General features: G+C 35.8%; 20 protein-coding genes. 7 read left to right on the top strand and 13 right to left on the bottom strand.

Annotated features, from left to right (window positions below):
- Positions 1–45 precede the first annotated feature (45 nt).
- From AC2A1D_RS11415 to AC2A1D_RS11405, 3 genes are read left to right on the top strand one after another with little or no spacing between them, the layout of a single operon-like run.
- Positions 46–465, top strand: a complete 420-nt coding sequence (locus AC2A1D_RS11415; RefSeq protein ID WP_484043767.1) for a SufE family protein — start codon at positions 46–48, stop codon at positions 463–465.
- A gap of 2 nt (positions 466–467) precedes the next feature.
- Entirely contained in the window at positions 468–1,433 is a 966-nt protein-coding gene (locus AC2A1D_RS11410; protein WP_484043766.1) for a glycosyltransferase family 9 protein, read from the top strand.
- A gap of 4 nt (positions 1,434–1,437) precedes the next feature.
- Positions 1,438–2,319: a glycosyltransferase family 2 protein gene (locus tag AC2A1D_RS11405; RefSeq protein ID WP_484043765.1), complete on the top strand. Its 882-nt coding sequence runs from the start codon at positions 1,438–1,440 to the stop codon at positions 2,317–2,319.
- A 4-nt stretch (positions 2,320–2,323) separates the two neighbouring features.
- On the opposite strand, the gene AC2A1D_RS11400 is transcribed toward AC2A1D_RS11405, so the two are convergent.
- The gene (locus AC2A1D_RS11400; RefSeq protein ID WP_484043764.1) at positions 2,324–3,190 is read right to left on the bottom strand and encodes a DinB/UmuC family translesion DNA polymerase; all 867 of its coding nucleotides are present in this window, start codon (positions 3,188–3,190) and stop codon (positions 2,324–2,326) included.
- A gap of 30 nt (positions 3,191–3,220) precedes the next feature.
- Positions 3,221–3,601 carry a Y-family DNA polymerase gene (locus AC2A1D_RS11395; protein WP_484043763.1) on the bottom strand — a complete coding sequence of 127 codons (381 nt, stop codon included), beginning with the start codon at positions 3,599–3,601 and terminating at the stop codon, positions 3,221–3,223.
- A 254-nt stretch (positions 3,602–3,855) separates the two neighbouring features.
- On the opposite strand from AC2A1D_RS11395, the gene AC2A1D_RS11390 reads away from it, so the two are divergent.
- The gene (locus AC2A1D_RS11390; RefSeq protein WP_484043762.1) at positions 3,856–4,689 is read left to right on the top strand and encodes a M23 family metallopeptidase; all 834 of its coding nucleotides are present in this window, start codon (positions 3,856–3,858) and stop codon (positions 4,687–4,689) included.
- Between the two features lie 109 nt (positions 4,690–4,798).
- On the opposite strand, the gene ypfJ is transcribed toward AC2A1D_RS11390, so the two are convergent.
- Positions 4,799–5,650, bottom strand: coding sequence for a KPN_02809 family neutral zinc metallopeptidase (gene ypfJ, locus AC2A1D_RS11385; RefSeq protein ID WP_484043761.1), 852 nt, complete (start codon positions 5,648–5,650; stop codon positions 4,799–4,801).
- A 69-nt stretch (positions 5,651–5,719) separates the two neighbouring features.
- Here ypfJ and AC2A1D_RS11380 point away from each other — a divergent pair, with 69 nt between their 5' ends.
- The 3 genes from AC2A1D_RS11380 to AC2A1D_RS11370 are packed head-to-tail and all read left to right on the top strand — an operon-like array spanning position 5,720 to position 7,513.
- Positions 5,720–6,046, top strand: coding sequence for a hypothetical protein (locus AC2A1D_RS11380; protein WP_484043760.1), 327 nt, complete (start codon positions 5,720–5,722; stop codon positions 6,044–6,046).
- Positions 6,046–6,378, top strand: coding sequence for a hypothetical protein (locus AC2A1D_RS11375; protein WP_484043759.1), 333 nt, complete (start codon positions 6,046–6,048; stop codon positions 6,376–6,378). The genes AC2A1D_RS11380 and AC2A1D_RS11375 overlap by 1 nt, the downstream gene beginning before the upstream one ends.
- Positions 6,379–6,382: 4 nt before the next feature.
- A complete protein-coding gene (locus AC2A1D_RS11370) occupies positions 6,383–7,513 on the top strand; it encodes a glutathionylspermidine synthase family protein (RefSeq protein ID WP_484043758.1) in 1,131 nt (376 codons plus the stop codon).
- 58 nt (positions 7,514–7,571) lie between these two features.
- Here the strand turns inward: AC2A1D_RS11370 and ribH are convergent, their stop codons facing one another.
- The 10 genes from ribH to AC2A1D_RS11320 form a co-directional block, all read right to left on the bottom strand.
- Complete coding sequence (gene ribH / locus AC2A1D_RS11365) at positions 7,572–8,087, bottom strand: 6,7-dimethyl-8-ribityllumazine synthase (RefSeq protein ID WP_484043757.1); 516 nt, start codon at positions 8,085–8,087, stop codon at positions 7,572–7,574.
- A gap of 3 nt (positions 8,088–8,090) precedes the next feature.
- On the bottom strand, positions 8,091–8,801 hold the full coding sequence (locus tag AC2A1D_RS11360) for a tetratricopeptide repeat protein (protein WP_484043756.1): 711 nt from the start codon (positions 8,799–8,801) through the stop codon (positions 8,091–8,093).
- A gap of 83 nt (positions 8,802–8,884) precedes the next feature.
- Positions 8,885–9,421, bottom strand: coding sequence for an adenine phosphoribosyltransferase (locus AC2A1D_RS11355; RefSeq protein ID WP_484043755.1), 537 nt, complete (start codon positions 9,419–9,421; stop codon positions 8,885–8,887).
- Complete coding sequence (locus AC2A1D_RS11350; protein ID WP_484043754.1) at positions 9,422–10,594, bottom strand: hypothetical protein; 1,173 nt, start codon at positions 10,592–10,594, stop codon at positions 9,422–9,424.
- A gap of 52 nt (positions 10,595–10,646) precedes the next feature.
- Positions 10,647–11,663 carry a hypothetical protein gene (locus AC2A1D_RS11345; protein WP_484043753.1) on the bottom strand — a complete coding sequence of 339 codons (1,017 nt, stop codon included), beginning with the start codon at positions 11,661–11,663 and terminating at the stop codon, positions 10,647–10,649.
- A gap of 124 nt (positions 11,664–11,787) precedes the next feature.
- Positions 11,788–13,119 (bottom strand): quinol:cytochrome C oxidoreductase, encoded by a 1,332-nt coding sequence (locus AC2A1D_RS11340; protein ID WP_484043752.1) that lies wholly within the window; start codon positions 13,117–13,119, stop codon positions 11,788–11,790.
- A gap of 8 nt (positions 13,120–13,127) precedes the next feature.
- Entirely contained in the window at positions 13,128–13,826 is a 699-nt protein-coding gene (locus tag AC2A1D_RS11335; protein ID WP_484043751.1) for a c-type cytochrome, read from the bottom strand.
- Positions 13,819–14,340, bottom strand: a complete 522-nt coding sequence (locus AC2A1D_RS11330; RefSeq protein WP_484043750.1) for a DUF3341 domain-containing protein — start codon at positions 14,338–14,340, stop codon at positions 13,819–13,821. Before AC2A1D_RS11330 ends, AC2A1D_RS11335 begins: the two co-directional genes overlap by 8 nt.
- On the bottom strand, positions 14,327–15,724 hold the full coding sequence (gene nrfD / locus AC2A1D_RS11325; protein WP_484043749.1) for an NrfD/PsrC family molybdoenzyme membrane anchor subunit: 1,398 nt from the start codon (positions 15,722–15,724) through the stop codon (positions 14,327–14,329). The genes AC2A1D_RS11330 and nrfD overlap by 14 nt, the downstream gene beginning before the upstream one ends.
- 25 nt (positions 15,725–15,749) lie before the next feature.
- Entirely contained in the window at positions 15,750–18,821 is a 3,072-nt protein-coding gene (locus AC2A1D_RS11320) for a TAT-variant-translocated molybdopterin oxidoreductase (RefSeq protein WP_484043748.1), read from the bottom strand.
- Between the last annotated feature and the right edge of the window lie 21 nt (positions 18,822–18,842).

Genomic DNA, 18,842 nt, shown 5'->3' with positions numbered 1-18,842 from the left:
ACACGTTTCTAAATTTAGTATCTTTGCAGAAATTAAGTTTTTAGGATGACCATTAAAGAAAAACAGCAGGAAATTATCGCTGAATTTGCTTTTCTCGATGATTGGGAGCAAAAATACGAATACATTATTGACCTTGGAAAAGAACTGAAAGGACTTTCTGACGATAAAAAAACCGACGAAAATCTAATTAAAGGATGCCAAAGCAAAGTTTGGATTGATGCTGAATTTAAAGAAGGAAAACTATTCTTTGACGCCGATTCTGACGGGATTTTACCTAAAGGAATCGTTTCTCTTTTGGTAAGTATTTACAGCGGTCATCCTACCCAAGAAATCCTAGATTCAGACTTTGAATTTATCTCTGAAATTGGTCTTCAGGAATTTCTTTCGCCATCCAGAGCTAATGGTTTGATGGCGATGACCAAGCAAATCAAATTTTACGCAGTTGCTTATCAATTGAAATCATAATTGTGACCAGAATTTTAGCATATCGTTTTTCCGCTTTTGGAGATGTTGCCATGACGGTTCCTGTCTTTAAGGAATTTCTTGAGCAAAATCCTGATGTAGAAATCGTAATGGTTTCTAGAAGCAACTTTGAGAGTTTATTCACTGATATTCAAAACATTACATTCAAAGGAATTAACCTTGATGAATATAAAGGTTTTTTTGGTTTAAGAAAATTAGCCAAAGAACTATTAGAAGAATTTAAACCCGATTTGGTTGCCAATCTTCACGATGTAATTCGTACAAAAGTTCTTGATAAAATCTACAAAAACAAAGGTCTGAAAGTCTTCAAAATCAACAAAGGAAAAGAAGAAAAAGACATGCTTACTGATGTTTGGAATCTTAATAAAAAGCAGCTGAAACGCACCACAGAAAGATATGCAGATGTTTTCAGAGAAATGGGTTTTAAGCTAGAACTTTCTCATCAACTTCGACCTCAAACTAACGAAAAATCAGGGATCGGTTTTGCGCCATTCGCGCAGCACAAAGGGAAAATGATGCCGCTTGAAAAATCTTTTGAGTTGGCTAAAATTTTAGCAAAAAAACATGTCGTTTATTTTTTTGGAGGTGGGGCAGAAGAAACCCAAACGCTACAATCCTGGGAAAACCAAATTCCCAACACGAAAAATCTCGCCGGAAAACTTACGCTTTCTGATGAATTAAAGAAAATTTCTGAGCTAGAATTGATGATTTCTATGGATTCTGCAAATATGCATCTTGCCAGTTTGGTGGGAACTCGCTGTATTTCGGTTTGGGGCTCAACGCACCATTACGCTGGCTTTTTAGGATACGGACAAAGTGAAGACGACATTGTACAAGTTTCTGATCTCAATTGTAGACCGTGTTCTGTTTTTGGTGATAAAGAATGTTACCGTGGCGATTGGGCTTGTTTGGAAGAGCTTCATGTAACGAAGATTGTGGAAAAAATTTAATCTCATGAAACTTTCTGTTTGTATCCCTGTTTATAATTTTGATATTCGAGAACTTGTTTACAGTTTGCACAAACAGATTTCTGAGCAAAATTTACCCGCAGAAATTATCATTATTGATGACGCATCCAATAACGAATTTAAGACTTTAAATTCTGAAATTCAAAACATTACAAGCCAACCTATTCAGCTTGAAAAAAATATTGGAAGGTCTAAAATCCGTAATCTTTTTCTACAATTTGCAAAAGGAGAATATCTTTTGTTTTTGGATTGTGATGGGAAAATTATCGCCGATGATTTTTTGAAAACGTACTTAAAAACAATTCAAGAAAATCCAAATATAGAAGTAATCTATGGAAGTTTTAGAGTTTTACCTCAATTTTCTAAAACGCTAAGAAATCGATATTCTGTAGCAAGAGAAATCTTTTTGGAAGAGAGTTCAGAAGACTTTTCGGTATTCAAAACAGTGAATTTTGTTATTAAAAAAAGTGTTTTTGAAACCTTTAATTTTAATGAAAATCTTAACAAATACGGGTATGAAGATTATCTATTTTCTCAGCTTTTAGAAGATAAAAAAATTCGTTTTACAGCAATACAAAACCCTGTTTTTCATTACGATAACACTTCAAACCAAGTGTTTTTAGAAAAAATTAAAATAAGTCTGCAATCGCTTTTGCAGCTTAGCAAAGATAGAAATACGCTGTCCTATATTCAAAAAACTAAAATTTATAAAACTGCTTCTTTCATAAAACAATTTCGTTTAACAAAACCTTTTTTAGCAATCTTTTCTCTTGTAGAAAAAAAAATTGAAGAGAATCTTCTTTCTGAACACCCCTCAATTCAACTTCTTGATGTTTACAAATTGGGTCATTTTCTTAGATTAAATTAAGTTTTTAATGAAACCTAAAATTAGCTTCTGGCAAAGTATTATTCTTTAGAAAAGCTTCATATTCAGGGGATAATTGTGCTCTGCCGAACGTGTTTTGTCCGCTCATACTTCCGAGACGTACTTTATCTTTCCCATATTTTTTATTCATTTTATCCATTGCTTTCATAATGGGAAGGTGCTGATTTTGAAAATCCGGTTCAAAAAGCCCGATAAGTCTTTCGTTTTCAGGCACAAAATCATTAACCATAACTCCGGCTCTTTTGTAATGAAAACCTTCTTCAAAAATCGCTTCAAACAAATCGTTTACAACTCTGCCAATAATGATAGAAGAGTTTGTAGGATTGGATAATACGAATGATTTTGCATTTTTATACTCTGGTAAATCTTTGCGAAAACGATTGGTTTGCACAAAAACCGTAACCACTTTGCAACACGTATTTTGCTTTCTTAATTTTTCTGAACAATACATTCCAAAAGTTTCCAAACGCTCTCTTACATCCTCTTTTTTGGTGAGCATTTCCATGAAACTTCTGGTCACCGTAATTGATTTTTTTGGCGATGGAGAGTCTAGCTCAAGTTGGCGGATTCCTTTTAATTCATTAATCATTCTCACGCCATGAATTCCCATGATTTTGCGTACCCACATTTCTGGTTTTGAAAGCAAATCCCAAGCTTTATACACTCCGTTATCGCGCATTTTTACGGCAAGTCTCCTTCCGATTCCCCAAACATCTTCAATATCGAGCCACTTTAAGGCTTTTTCTATTTTTTGAGGGGTATCTAAAATATAAACCCCGTCAAATTGTAAAGGAAATTTCTTCACAATTCTATTCGCTACTTTACAAAGCGTTTTTGTAGGTGCAATTCCCACACTTACAGGGATTTTTTCCTTTTCTAAAATTTAGTTTCTAATGCTTAAACAGTAATCGTAAATGTTTACATATTTAAAACTGGTGAGGTCCAGAAAAAGTTCATCGATGGAATACACCTCAAAATCAGCTTTATCCACATAAGAAGTAGAAATTTCTATAACACGCTGACTTTTATAATTATACAGCTCAAATTTAGCCGAAAAACTCTTTACATTTTCTTTTTGAAAAAGCTCTTTATACTTAAACGCAGGAGCTCCCATCGGAATGCCCAAGTTCTTCGCCTCCTCGCTTCGAGACACAACACAACCATCGTTATTCGAAAGAACAACGACCGGTTTTCCTTCCAAAGACTCGTCTAAAGTTCTTTCACAGGAAACAAAAAAATTGTTGCAATCTACAAGAGCGTACATTTTTTACTTTTGGTCTTACAAGCAAAATTATAACTTTTAGAATTATAAAACACCGCTATTTAATAAACAAAATTTCAAAAAAAAACATAAACTTAAAACCCAAAGTTTGGTATAGAATGAAAGATTTATAACTCTTATAATTTTATTCTACCCACTGTTCACCGATACAATCTGCCTGTTTACCTCATTTATATCGCAGTAGCAATCAATTCGTTGTAGATTTATTTAAAATTAACAATGAAAAAGATTTGGCTATGAAAAAGATATTTGTTTTACTGATGGCGATTTTTAACATTGAAGTTTTTGCACTTCCAAATGTTATTATCTATTACGAGTTGAATGACACCAAAGATACAATAACGTATTTTTTGGATAATAGAGAAATTTTCCCTGTTTCTATTTCATTTTCAGGGCAACCGATTGTAATGAATATGAAGATTGATGGTCTAAAAGAGGCTTATATACTCCCACCAAAAACGAGTAAAAACAAAGTAATCTCTTTTTACCCAATCGATAAAACCAAAAATTGGGGTATTGTAGAAATGCCTGCTTTTAAAACATTTATTGGCGACGTTTCTGTGCATCATTACGACGTAAATTACGTGTACGATTTACCATACAGAAGTGGAAAAACATTTCAAGTGTCACAAGGTTATGGCGGAAGTTTTTCTCATCAAGGCGAAAATGCAATTGATTTTACTTTACCAGAAGGCACAGCGATTCTTGCAGCAAGAGGCGGAAAGGTTATCGAAATGGTTGATAAAAACGACAGCGGCTGTGCTACTGAAGACTGCGCCAAAAATGGTAATTATATCACAATTCTTCATGATGATGGAACCCTTGCCGAATACTATCATCTGCAACAATATGGTGCAAGAGTAAAAGCCGGACAAATAGTAGAAAAAGGAGATGTCTTAGCCTTAAGCGGAAATACCGGTTTTAGCAAAGCTGCGCATTTACATTTTGCAGTATATATCCCATCTCCTAACGAAAAAAACTGGAGAACTACTTTAAAAACAAAATTTAAAACCAATAATAGTTTTGAAGGCGAATTTTTGGTGGCTAAAAACAGCTATACCAAGCCTTAAATACAAACAAATAGATGATATGTCGCATTTGTTATGAGAATTTTCAACATCAAAAAAAACCTGTATTACTTCCAAGCAATACAGGTTTTCTATTTTTTTAAGCTTAATACTATCTCAGTTGTTGAAATGTATTTCCTTGTTTGATGTCTCCAGAGTTGTAGCCTTTCATAAACCATTCTTTACGCTGCGCAGAAGAGCCATGCGTGAAGCTTTCCTGGTTTACATAACCTTGTGACCTTTTTTGGATATTATCGTCTCCTACTGCTTCTGCAGCTTCCACGGCAGATTCTAAATCACCCGGTTCTAAGAACTTTTCTCTTTCATTAGAATATCTTGCCCAAACTCCCGCATAAAAATCTGCTTGAAGCTCTGTTGCGACAGATATTTTGTTCATCTGCGTTTCAGAATACTGTCCGCTCGTTCTTGCTTTATTTGTTTCAGACAAAACGCCTAAAAGATTTTGAACGTGATGCCCCATTTCGTGTGCCATTACGTAAGCAATGGTAAATTCTGTAACCTTTGCGCCAAATCTGGATTGTAGCTCATTAAAAAAGCTCATATCCATATATACCGTTTGATCTGCCGGACAATAAAATGGTCCCATTGCAGATTGGGCGGTTCCACAACCGGAAGATGTTGTATTTTCAAACAAAACAACTTTTGCGGGTTTGTAGCTCATCCCGTTTTCGTTGAAGATTTTTGCCCAGGTTTCCTCGTTTTCAGCCGTAATCATTTTTACAAATTCTCTTATCTGAAGCTCATTTTGGGTAAGTTCTCTCTGCTCCGTCTGTGGCATAGAAGAGCTTCCACCAGAAGAAAGCACCGATGAAGGATCTCCTCCTAGAAAGAAAATAATCGCCGCAATGATAATGGTTCCTAAACCACCTCCTACGATGGCTCCACCTCCTCCAGAACCACGTCTGTCGTCTACATTATCACTTCTATCGTCTGTCCATTTCATAAATTATTATTTTATAGGAAGTAAATTTAAAATTTTAAATAATATTTTTGTAAAAAATTTATAACTAAAGTGAGAAAAATTAAGATTGCCATTCTTTTATCTGGATTAATGATAACTTCGGCTTGCGAAGAGAAAGAATATAAGGAAGACGAAGTAAACAGTGTAGATAAAAAATCTGCTGTAGAAACCGAACTTTCTGTACAACATATAGATTCTGCAGATGTTCTTGTTACAAAACATAAAATCTGGAAAGACCATAAACTTTTTAAAGAAATAATAAAAAGAGACACCATTCCGGCGTTGGGAGATTCTTTGCAAACCATTGAAGACGAAAACGGGAACGAGCACACCACCAATGTGAAAAAAGATTACGAATTTTATATCACCGTACAGTAATGAAAAAATCGAAATCTATACAGTTGCTGTTCGTAACAGGAATTCTTGCTGCTTGTGCACAAGAAAAACCTAAAGACGAATGGAAAAACGAAAAAAAGGTATATATGCGCTCAGATTCTACGGCTTCCTATACGAGATCACATGGTTTTATGCCGGGTTTCTTTTGGTATCACGCCTTTAGACCTTACGGTGCATATAGTAACGGTGCATATCGCAGAACAGGATATTACAGCGATGCCATCAGTTCAAAATCTAATATCGGAAGAAGCTCCTATAAAGGAAATGTAGTAAGAGGTAATCTTGGCAGAAGCGGCTTCAGAGCATCATCATAAAACTATGAAAAGAATACCATCACAATTCAGAAAAAACTGGGAACATAAGCTTGAAAATTTAGGTTTTGGTTATCATTCTCTAGAAGGACTTTATTGGGACGAAAGTCATTACTACGAGTTTTCTATGGATGAAATTAACACGATAGAAAAAGCAACCGCAGAACTTTGGCAAATGTGCCTTGAAGCTGTTGATTATGTTATTGAAAAAAATCTCTGGGATCAATTCAACATTCCTGAATATTTTAGAAAATATATTATTACAAGTTGGGAAGAAGACCATCCATCAATCTACGGAAGATTCGATTTTGGTTTTGATGGCAAAAACTTAAAACTTCTGGAGTTTAATGCAGACACGCCGACTTCTTTGTACGAAGCATCCGTTATTCAGTGGTATTGGTTGCAAGAAATGTTTCCGGGAAAAGATCAATTCAATTCTATACATGAAAAATTGGTTGATTATTGGACGTATCTTAAAAAATACATGAACCCTCACTACGTCTATTTTTCTTCATTAACGAATATTGAAGATGTTACCAATGTAGAATATTTAAGAGATTGTGCTACACAAGCTGGTTTCGAAACCGAATTTATACCAATTCAAGACATTGGCTGGGCAGAAGATATTTCAGAATTTATTGCTGCAGACAACAGCATCATGGAGTATATTTTTAAACTCTACCCTTACGAATGGATTTTGGAAGATGGTTTTGGAGAAAAACTTGTTAAAAACGATTTCAGATCTCAATGGATAGAACCATCATGGAAGATTTTACTTTCCTCGAAAGCCATTTTACCCATTCTTTGGGAAATGTACCCCGATCATCCTTATCTTTTGGAGTGCTATTTTGAGCCTAAAGATTTAAAAAACTACGTAAAAAAGCCAATTTATTCCCGAGAAGGAGCCAATGTAAGCCTACATAAAGACCAGGTAATTATTGAGCAAAATCATGGTGATTATGCCAAAAATGGCTTCATTTACCAAGCTTTGTTTGAGTTGCCAAATTTATCAGGAAATTATCCTGTAATCGGAAGTTGGGTAATTGGGCAAGAACCTGCCGGAATTGGCATTAGAGAAAGCGTAAATCTCATTACCAACAACCAAAGTAGGTTTGTCCCGCATTTAATAGAAAATTAAAATCCATAAAAAAAGGAGCTCTTAAAAAGCTCCTTTTCTATTTCTATAAGTTCTTGGTTTATTGTCCGAAACCAATACTTCCTTTTTTCCCTGAAAGATTTCTTTTAAAATCTACCATTCTTAAAGCTGTAACAGCGGCTTCAACACCTTTATTGCCCAAATCTCCACCACTTCTTGCGATAGATTGTTCTTTGGTATCGTCTGTAAGAACACAGAAAATGGTAGGCGTATCTGTAAGAATATTACAATCTTTAATACCTTGTGCAACTGCCGAACAAACATAATCGAAGTGAGGAGTTTCACCACGAATAACGCATCCAATAGAGATTATAGCATCATACTTTCTCTCTTTACAAAGCTGCATACTTGCATAGTTAAGCTCAAAAGCACCCGGAACTGGGAAAAGCTTGATGTTTTCTTTTTTTACACCTTCTTTTTCAAGAATTTCAATCGCCGCATCGCGAAGGTTGTACGTTATAAAATCGTTCCACTCAGAAAAAACAATGCCGATAGAAAAATCTTCGGCATTGGATATATTAAGTGGCTTATAATCTGAAAGATTAACTGTTGCCATGTTTTAGTTTAAATATTTAGACATTTCGATATAAGAATCAGACATTCCGTTGTCGTAATCCTGATATTTCTCGTCGATTGTTGTAAAATACTTTTTTGCTTCTGCATTTTTCTTTAATCCTAAAGCTAAAATACCTGCTTTTCTTGTAAAATAATATTCAGTATAAGGATCGTCTGCAGCAGAAATTGCTTGGTCTAAAAGGCTTAATGCTTCTGTATTTTTGTTAAGACCAGATTGTGCATCTGCCATTACACCATATTTCATTGCAACTAAAGTCTTATTATCCGAAGAAAATTTATCCATCAAATCATAAGCTTCCTGATATTTTCCTTCTTTAAATTTTAAAAGAGCGGCATTGTATCCTGCCAATTTTCCAACTTTTGTAGAAGAATACTCATCATAAGTTCCTAAAAACCCAGGATTAGCAGCAGATTTCCCTCCTAGAGCTTCTTTATCTTTACCTTCAGTAAGGTTTTTCTGTGCCGAAAGATATGTTTTTACCGCTTCTGCATTTTTTGGAGCCACCACAAATTGTTGGTATCCAAAGTATCCTAAAACACCTAAAACCAATACCACAAAGATACCTCCCAATGGTTTTGCATATTTTTCAAGGAATTTTTCTGTGTTTAAAGCTTCTCTGTCGAGTTCTTTAAAGAATTCCACTGTTTCTTTTCCTTCCTGCTCGTTTGGAGCATTGTTTCCCAATTTTGCCATAAAATTTTAAAAAATTGAACTGCAAATTTAATTGTTTCTTAGAGATTTACAAAATACTTTGCAGGGATTGTTGAATTTAAGTATTAATATTCTAAAATATGATACACTTCAGCGTTGAATTTCTTAAGTCTGTCTTCACCATTTAAGCCTTTAAGCCCGATTAAGAAACTGAATTGCGAAACCGTTGCCCCTTGCTTTTCTACCAATTTTGCAGCCGCTTCAGTCGTTCCACCAGTTGCTAAAAGATCATCGTGAATAAGAATTCTTTGTCCGGGTTGTATTTGCCCTTCACGAGTTTCGATAATGGCGCTTCCATATTCCAAATCATAACTTTCTGCAATAACGGGTGGCGGAAGTTTTCCTGCTTTTCGAATCAAAATAAAAGGAACTTCCAGAGCAACAGCAATGGCAATCCCAAAAAGATAGCCACGACTTTCGATTCCGCAAACCGCATCTATTTTACCTTTACTGAACTTTACCAAGTCATCAATCACTTCTTTATACAGTACATGATCTAAAAAAATGGTCGAAATATCTTTAAACTGAATTCCTTCAATAGGAAAATCAGGGATATTTTCAATGGTATTGTTCAGTTTATGAATAAGCTCTGCAGATGCCATTTAAGGATTGATTTTGTAGCTAGAAATTTTCCAGTCGCCGTTTACATTTTTCAAGCCGAAAGTTACTTTCAAAGCTGTTGTTTTTCCGTTTTTATCGGTAACATCGTATGTTGCGTTTACACTTGCAGCATTTGAGTTAGAAGCGTTGGTCGTAATATTTTTAACAGAAACACTCTTCACCGCACCAAAACCAGAAGTTGTGTTCGAGAATGCATCATAACTTCCCCAATTTGGATTGCTTGATGCATCGAATGCTGCTTTTAAGTTTTGAGAACTTACATTGTTTAGAAACTTAGTAACTGTAGTTTTTGGATCTGCAGTAGGTTGTTTTGGCGTTGCAGGAACCGCATTTGGATCTGTAACCGTTGTTGTAGGAGCGTTTGGATCTACTGTTGCAGGATCTACCACTTCTAAAGAATCTACTTTTGGTGGTTCTGGAACTCTTAATGCGTTTGAGTTTACTTCTAACCCAATTTTAGACATCCTAATTGTTTTGCCAGAGGTTTTTACGGTAAGCGTGATGTCTACTTTACCATCAATAACTTTCTCTGCAGGAAGCGATGAAAATTTAAGATGAAACCCTTTAAAGTTATTATCCTGCATAATGTTTCTTGCTGTAGATAATTTTACTCCGTTATTGAAAACTTCCAAAGTCGTTTCTAATGTAGCCCCAGTAAATGTTACAGGATTTCCTGCTGTATCTACTAATTTAGGAATAATCTGAACCGCTGTAGGACCATCGCCTTGATCTCCAGAATATCTCGTAAGAATATTCATAGAACTTGCGCGTACGTCGTTTGCGTCTACCTCTTTAGGATTAAGATCTCCAAAAATATCCATTTCTCCTAACGAAGGAGGTGCTGTACTAGACCAATCCATACCATTTTGCTGCGCAACCTGATCGGCGAGAGCTAAGATTTCCGGAACTTTTTTTCCATCAATAAGTTTTCCTAATGCTTTTAATTCATTTACGTCCCCATCTGCTTCTACACCGAAGGTTTTAAGTACGTATAAAGCCTCATTAAACTTAATTTGTTGAATGGTATTGAGACTAGATGCCATATCGTTGATACTCGACTGTAAAGCCTGAGTAGAACTTGCATCTACATGATCTTTCTTACATGAAGTAAGCAATGCTAAACTGAACATGAGTAAAAAGGTAACCTTTTTCATTTGCTGCTGATTTGTTGCAAATTTAATAAAACCTTTTATATGAGTGCTTTTTTTATTTTACGTTTTCTTTTTCCTTTAAATCTTCTTTGAAGAACGAACTGAAAATAGTTTGCATATTTGGAAAAGACGCATCTTCCCAGTATTTTGTGGTGTAGTTGCTTTTAGTTTTATCATACTTCACTTTAGGAGTGTCATTTGAGTTACTAAAATCAATTTCAAGAGCATTAAAATTTTTATATACAACAACTTGATTATAATTTTCTTCAGTCTTATGTTTTAACTTCATAAAGTAAATTTCATTGCTTTCAATAAAGTCTCTTAATGTCTTTTTAGAATCTTTCTCATAAGATAAATTCAGAATAGTCTTTACATCAAAAAGACGAAGCCCCAAAATACTAAATTCCTTATCCTGAAGTGCTTCACCTGTTATTTCCATTTGATCTTTTCCAGAGCCTTTCAACTCTTTTATTTTTGCCTTCTTAGACTTATAATCATAAATATTTCCTACATCTTTCAATTTTGGAAGTTCTAAAGAAGAACTATAATCCCAAGAACCCATCTTTCTAAATTCATTAGCTGCACTTTCTAACCAAAAAATTCTGTACTGCTCAATATTTGTACTTTTAACCTTTTTAGATTTATTATCGAAAACATAAGTAACAACTCCATCTACGTAGCAATTCAATTTATTATTTACAACTACATATGAATTAAAATTCCCCTTAATTAAGAAATATTTAGCAGGCTTTGTTTTCTTTACAATTACTTGCTCAATTTCTCGTACTCGATCATTCAACTTTACTACATCTTTATTCATTTCTTCGAATGATAATTCTGCCAAAGCAAGATTATCGTAAACAAGTTTGAAGTTTTCCTCATCGTGCTTTAAAGCAGAACGGTCTATTTTTCCATCAATATCAGAAAAAGCAACAATATCTCCTTCTTTACTAAAAACAGTGATTTTGGGAATCGGAAGGTTGGTTTTCTGCGAAACCAATGTGGTAGTCTGTGAATAGAAAAAATTCACTACAAAAATAAGAAGCGTTGCAATTTTAATTTTAAAATTCATATTGATTGTTTATGGTTATTTATTTTAAAGACAACAAAAATAAAAAATGGTTGCCTGCTTTTGATCAAAAAAAAAGACCGATCATAAAGATCAGTCTTTTTAAAGTATATTTTGTTACGAAACCTTAGAAAGGATATTCGTAAATTTCTGATTCGTGTAGGAAAGGGTTTCCTGTAGGAATAAGTTTTAGTTTAGATAATGCAGTAAGCACTGTAAACATAAATAAACCTGCAACGAATAAAATAGATCCTGCAACAAGTAAGAATACTTCTGGAGTTTTCCAATAAGGACCAACTGTTCCTGGCATTACCATATTAAAGTAATCTAAAATGTGACCACAGATAACAACTACTGCCATTGTAGTAACCACTTTGTAATTTCTCTTGATGCTGCTACTTACTAAAACCAATAAAGGTAAAAGGAAGTTGATGATCAACATTGGTAAGAAAGTTGGTGAGTAATGTTGGAATCTTCCAAAGAAGTAATTTACTTCTTCCGGAATGTTCGCATACCAGTACAGCATAAATTGAGCAAACCATGTATACGTCCAAAGCATACTTGTAGCGAATAGGAATACTCCTAAATCGTGCAAGTGATTATCATTAAACTGTGGTAAGAAACCATTTTTCTTTAAATAAACACTTAAAAGGATGATTACCGCAATACCACTTGAAAGGCAGCTAACCATTGAATACCAGATATACATTGTAGAATACCAGTGAGGGTCAATAGACATCAACCAATCCCAAGCCCAAGCTGCAGAAGCAAACCCGAAGAATGCGATATAACCTACAGCCCATCTGTAAAGATACTGATACTCAACAAGAGATTTAGTTTCGTCTACTTTCTTAGACTGTGCTTTAAGTTTCCAAGCGAAGAAAGATGCTCCCGCTACATAAATAATCGTTCTGATTGCGTAGAAAGGAATATTTAAGAAAATTCTCTTTTCGAATAAAATCACATCAAAATGAGCAGATTCAGGGTCTGTTAATTCAGGATCCATCCAGTGGAAAAGATGCCCATTATGTGTAATATTCAGAATCATAATAATTACAAGAATAATACCTCCCCAAGGAATGTAAGAAGCAATAGCTTCCATTACTCTAGTAATAATAATTGGCCATCCTGCGTGAGCTGCATGCTGAATACAATAGAAGAATAGTACACAACAGCTAACTCCGAAGAAAAATACTGCTACAAAATGAATCGATGCCAAAGGTGAATTTTTAATCTGCAAAGTCGCGTGCTCTAAGTGAGCTTCGTGATCCTGCGGACCTACCATTTGGCTAGAATGTGTAGGTGCATCGTGACCAGCAGAATGAACCGCCTCCATCATTTCGTTGATCTTCTCTGTACTAATTCCTTTATTCATAAAGAAACCAATTCCGAAAAGCACTAAACCTACAACAAGAAGTATTATAGAAGTTGATTTTAATTTTGGTGAAAAACTATACATTTCTTTTCTTATTTTTTAGTTTCAGTAGATTCAGTAGTTGCTGCTGCTTCAGTAGCCGGTGCCGCTGCAGGTGCTGCTGCTCCTTTCTTGAAGGTATTCATTACATACATTGCCACTCTCCATCTATCACCAGGATTCAATTGTCCTGCGTAAGATCCCATGGCATTTCTACCGTTAGTTAATACATAATGCACAGATCCAACAGTGATTTCTCTGTCTGCATAATTTGGTACACCTTGGTAAGCACCACTCTGTACGATTGGCCCTTGACCATCTCCTGCTACACCGTGACAAGCTGAACAAGTACGCTCAAACAAGAACTTACCTCTTTCAAGATCCTTTTCTGCATTTGCAGGGTTTAGAGGAGAAGCTGTTACAGCTTTAGATGCGTCATAACCAGCGTTATATTCATCTGGGGTTTTTGGAAGTTTACCTTCGGCAAAAACACCATCCTTATTTTGAGAAACTGTACCTTCTACTGGAGAAAGACCTGTAGCTCCATTGTTTCTTACGAAAGCAGGAATTTCATTTTCGTGATCAGAATATGCATCTTGAGCTTTCATCAATGGATCGTAAGCTACTGGGAAATACATATCCGGGAAGTACACCAATGGTGTATTTTCCTTTGGTCCGCAAGAGTTAAACAATGCTGCTGAAATACCTAAAACGGCTGTAATTTTTAAAATATTATTCTTCATCTTAAGCATCTTTTACAGTTATTTCTTCTACTCCAGTTTCAATAAGAAGTTGTTTTACAGACTCTACGTCATCTGTTACAAATTCCATTAAGAATTTATCGTCTGTAGTTCTAGGATCTGGGTTTTGCGCCGGAGCTCCTGGATACATTTTATTTCTTACTAGGAAAGTTAATGACATCATGTGCGCTGCACAGAAAACCATTAATTCGAACATTGGAACTACGAAAGCTGGCATATTGTGAGCCCAATCAAAAGCAGGTTTACCACCAATATTTTGAGGCCAATCGTGATTCATCACATACCAAGTAATCGTTGCACCGATTGTAACTCCATAAAGCGCATATAAAAATGCTGCATCAGAAATTCTAGTTTTCTTAAGGCCTAAAGCTTTGTCTAGACCGTGAACCGGAAACGGAGTATAAACTTCGTTGATTGCGATTCCTTTATCGTTGAATGCTTTAACGCCGTTCATCAAATCGTCGTCATCGGCATAAAGTCCGTATACAATTTTAGTGGTGCTCATCTCCTTCTTTTGCTTTATAAGTTTCACCTGAGATTTTCAAAATCGATTTCAATTCAGCCTGTGCAATTACAGGGAATGTTCTTGCATAAAGTAAGAATAATACTGAGAAGAAACCAATAGTTCCTAAATATACACCTACGTCAATAATCGTTGGTTTAAACATCGTCCAAGATCCTGGTAAGTAATCTCTCGAAAGGTTGATTACGATGATATCGAAACGCTCGAACCACATACCAATGTTGATGATTAAAGCTACGATAAACGTCCAGATAATGTTTGTTCTTAATCTCTTGAACCAGAAAGATGCTGGTACAACAAGGTTACAGATAATCAACGACCAGAATGCCCACCAGTAAGGTCCTACAGCTGCACCTGGAGAAAGGTATGTGAAATCTTCAAATCTAGACCCTGAATACCATCCGATGAAATATTCTGTTGCGTATGCTACCGTTACCATACCTCCTGTAAGGATAATTACGATGTTCATAATTTCAATATGATACATTGTAATATAATCTTCAAGGTGACAAACTTTTCTTGCTACTAACAATAACGTCTGTACCATTGCGAATCCTGAGAAGATTGCTCCCGCTACGAAGTAAGGAGGATAGATTGTTGAGTGCCATCCTTTGATTACTGAAGTTGCGAAGTCAAATGATACCGTAGTGTGTACCGAGAATACTAGCGGAGTTGCTAAACCTGCAAGAACCAAAGAAAGTTCTTCGAATCTTTGCCAGTGTTTTGCTTTTCCTCCCCATCCAAACGCAAGAAGCGTATAGATTTTCTTAGTCCAAGGAGTTTTTGCTCTATCTCTGATCATTGCAAAGTCTGGAATAAGACCCATGAACCAGAATACTGTAGATACTGAGAAATACGTAGAGATCGCAAATACGTCCCAAAGTAGTGGAGAGTTGAAGTTCCCCCAAAGAGAACCGAATTGGTTTGGCAATGGGAATACCCAATAACCTACCCAAACTCTACCCATGTGAATTACCGGGAAGATCGCTGCCTGTACAACCGCAAAGATCGTCATCGCCTCTGCAGATCTGTTTACAGACATTCTCCATCTTTGTCTAAATAATAATAATACTGCGGAGATTAGGGTCCCGGCGTGACCGATACCTACCCACCATACGAAGTTGGTAATATCCCAACCCCAGTTAATAGTTCTGTTAAGCCCCCATGATCCAATACCTGTACCAATTGTGTAAGCAATACACCCAAATCCGTAGATGAAAAGAACTAAAGCAGCATACAATGAAATCCACCATAATTTCCCTGCTCTTTCTTCTATAGGACGTGCGATATCTTCAGTGATATCGTGATAAGTTTTGTGACCAATAATTAGAGGTTCCCTTATCGGAGCTTCGTAATGTCCTGACATTTTTTACCTATTTATTATTTAAACTTTATTTTTCTACTCTGTTTCTTACTTTTGCGTGATAGAACACATTTGGTTTTGTTCCAATCTCTTCAAGTAAATGATATCTTCTGTTACCAGAATATAGCTTTCTAATTTCAGACTCCTTGTCATTCATGTCACCAAACTTCATTGCACCTGTAGAACAAGCTGCTGAACAAGCTGTTTGGAACTCACCATCTTTTACTTTTCTACCCGCTTTTTTAGCTTCAAGAATAGTAGTTTGTGTCATTTGGATACACATAGAGCATTTCTCCATTACCCCTCTCGTTCTTACAACAACGTCTGGGTTAAGAACCATTCTTCCTAAATCGTTGTTCATATTGAAGTCGAAACGATCATTTAGGTTATAAGTAAACCAGTTGAAACGTCTCACTTTATAAGGACAGTTGTTTGCACAATATCTTGTACCAATACATCTGTTGTAAGCCATGTGGTTTTGTCCTTGCTTACCGTGTGAAGTTGCCGCTACCGGACAAACTGTTTCACATGGCGCGTGGTTACAATGTTGACACATTACCGGTTGGAAGATTACATCTGGATTTTCAGCTGGGTTTTCTAAAGCACCTTCGCTTGCCATACCAGGGATTTTAGTTCCGTACAATTCAGGAACTGCCATACCTTCTTTCAATCCTTCGTAAACCTCTACCTTTTGTTTAGAAGAATAGTAACGGTCAATTCTTAACCAATACATATCTCTAGACATTCTGATTTCTTCTTTACCTACAACTGGAACGTTGTTTTCAGCTTGACAAGCAATAATACATGCTCCACAACCTGTACAAGAGTTCAAGTCTACAGATAAGTTGAAGTGAGGTCCATCTGTATCATCAAAAGCATCCCAAAGATCGATTTTACCTGCAGGAAGTGCTCCACTAATTGTGTGATACTCCAATGGTTTGTTCCATCCTTTATGCTCATCATCGAAAGGAACATTAATGAAATCTGCCAAAGGAACTTCTTTTGCAATTTCATAACGACCCATCAATGTATTTTGAAGCTGAATCCCTGCAAATTCGTGATCTTCACCGGTTTTTTCGATTTTCACACCTGAAATAGCCAAGTTTGAACCATCGAATACTGGGTAAGCATTTACCCCTGTATCTGCAGTTGCTCCTGAGTTTTTCTTACCATATCCTAAAGCTAAACCAACAGAACCTTCTGCTTGACCTGGCTGAATGAATACAGGAACATTCTCAAGTTTTACTCCGTTTACTGTAATGTTTACAATTGAACCATCTAACTGCATTCTTGCGTTTAGATCGTTTTCAATTTCAAACTTTTCAGCATCTTTTGGAGAAATTGTAAGATAATTATCCCAAGCCATTCTTGTGATTGGATCTGGTAATTCTTGCAACCAAGGGTTGTTTGCTTGTGTACCATCACCAATAGAAGTCTTAGTATAAAGAACTAATTCTAGTTCTGAAGCTTTAAAGCCAGACAATTCTGCAACCGCTTGAGCAGCGTTTCCGCCCGCATATGAAAGCATTGTTGCGTTTGCAGTAGCTACAAAACCATTATATAAAGCTTTGTTGAATGAAGTACCTCCTAAGATTGTACCTGCATTCGCTTTTAAATAATCATAATAATTATTAGCAGCGTTGTTTTTACCATTCTTCCAAACCAATAAAGACTCTTCAATCTGTCTAGATTTGTAGATTTTCTGGATTGTAGGCTGCATTAATGTATAAACTCCAGTTTGAGGTTCAATATCTCCCCAAGATTCTAGCCAGTTCGCTACAGGAATTACAGCTTTAGCTGCTTTATACATTTCGTTTTTCTTATCTGCAACAGCAACTACGTAAGGAACTTTTGCTAAAGATTTTTTGAAATCTTCCCCTTTATGATAAGAATAGATAGGATCTACGTTATTTGTAATTAGAACTCCAACTTGTCCACCGTTTACCCATCCTAAGAATTCTTCAAATCTAGCTTTGTTAAATTCTTTAAGGAAGTTTGCTTTACCAGTGAATGCTACAGATCCTAATTTTTGGTTGATTAAGTGTGCTAAAACTTGCGCACCTTTAGAACCATCTGCGAAAACTACAGCTTTGTTTCCTTTAGCTTGAAGTTCTTTAGCAATTTCCGCAGCTTCTTTACTTGCAGGAGCTGCACCACCAACGATTGCGTTGTAAACTTCAACCAAAGTTTTGTTTACTGCGCTTGGTTTTAAACTAATTCTAGAGTCAGCGTTTGCACCTGTTAAAGACATATTAGATTCAACCTGAATGTGTCTCAACATTGTAGCCCCAGGAACTCTTGCTGCTGCGTAAGAAGATTCTAAGCTTGATGCATTGTAATCTCCTAAGAAATCTGCTTGGAAAGCCACAACCAATTCAGAACCTTTAAGGTCATAAACTGGCAATGCTCTAGTTCCGAAAACCTCTTGTGCTGCATCTAAAGCCGCACTGTAAGGAAATGCATCGTATGTTATTAATTCTGCAGTAGGATATTTCGCCTTAAATTCTGCAAATAATTTTTTGAATGTAGGTGAAGCAAAAGATTGAGATAAAAGAACGATTCTTTTTCCTGAAGCTTTAGCTTCTTCTAAACCTTTAATAACGAAATCATCAACTTTATCGAAAGTTTCGTCTTTCCCATCAAGTTTTGGCTGCTTTACTTTATCATTATCATAAAGTGAAAGTACGCTTGCTTGTGCTCTTGCATTAGTTTTACCTAAATCTCCAGCAACTGGGTTTGGTTCAATTTTAATTGGTCTTCCCTCTCTAGTTTTTACCAAAACACTAGCAAAATCGAACCCATCAAAATAAGTTGAAGCGTAGTAATTAGGAACGCCCGGAATAATATCGTGCGGTTTTACTACATAAGGTATCGTTTTAATTACCGGTGCTTCGCACGCTGCCAAAGTAACGGCAGCTGTTGAAAAACCTAAAAGTTTTAAGAAATCTCTTCTTGAAGTTCCCGCATCGCTACTCTGTGCTTTATCTAGGAAATCTTCTACCGGAATTTCTTCTTGGAACTCTTTCAGAGCCAGCTTATTATTCAAAGCTGGATCTTTAAGTTCGTGAATACTTCTGAATTGTATTTTATTTGAAGCCATTTATACTTCTAATTTTTTGTT

The organism is Chryseobacterium sp. HNCC26DJ239 (assembly GCF_057180445.1).
The sequence above is the reverse complement of the archived record's forward strand: the minus strand, read 5'-3'. Positions and strand labels throughout refer to the sequence as shown.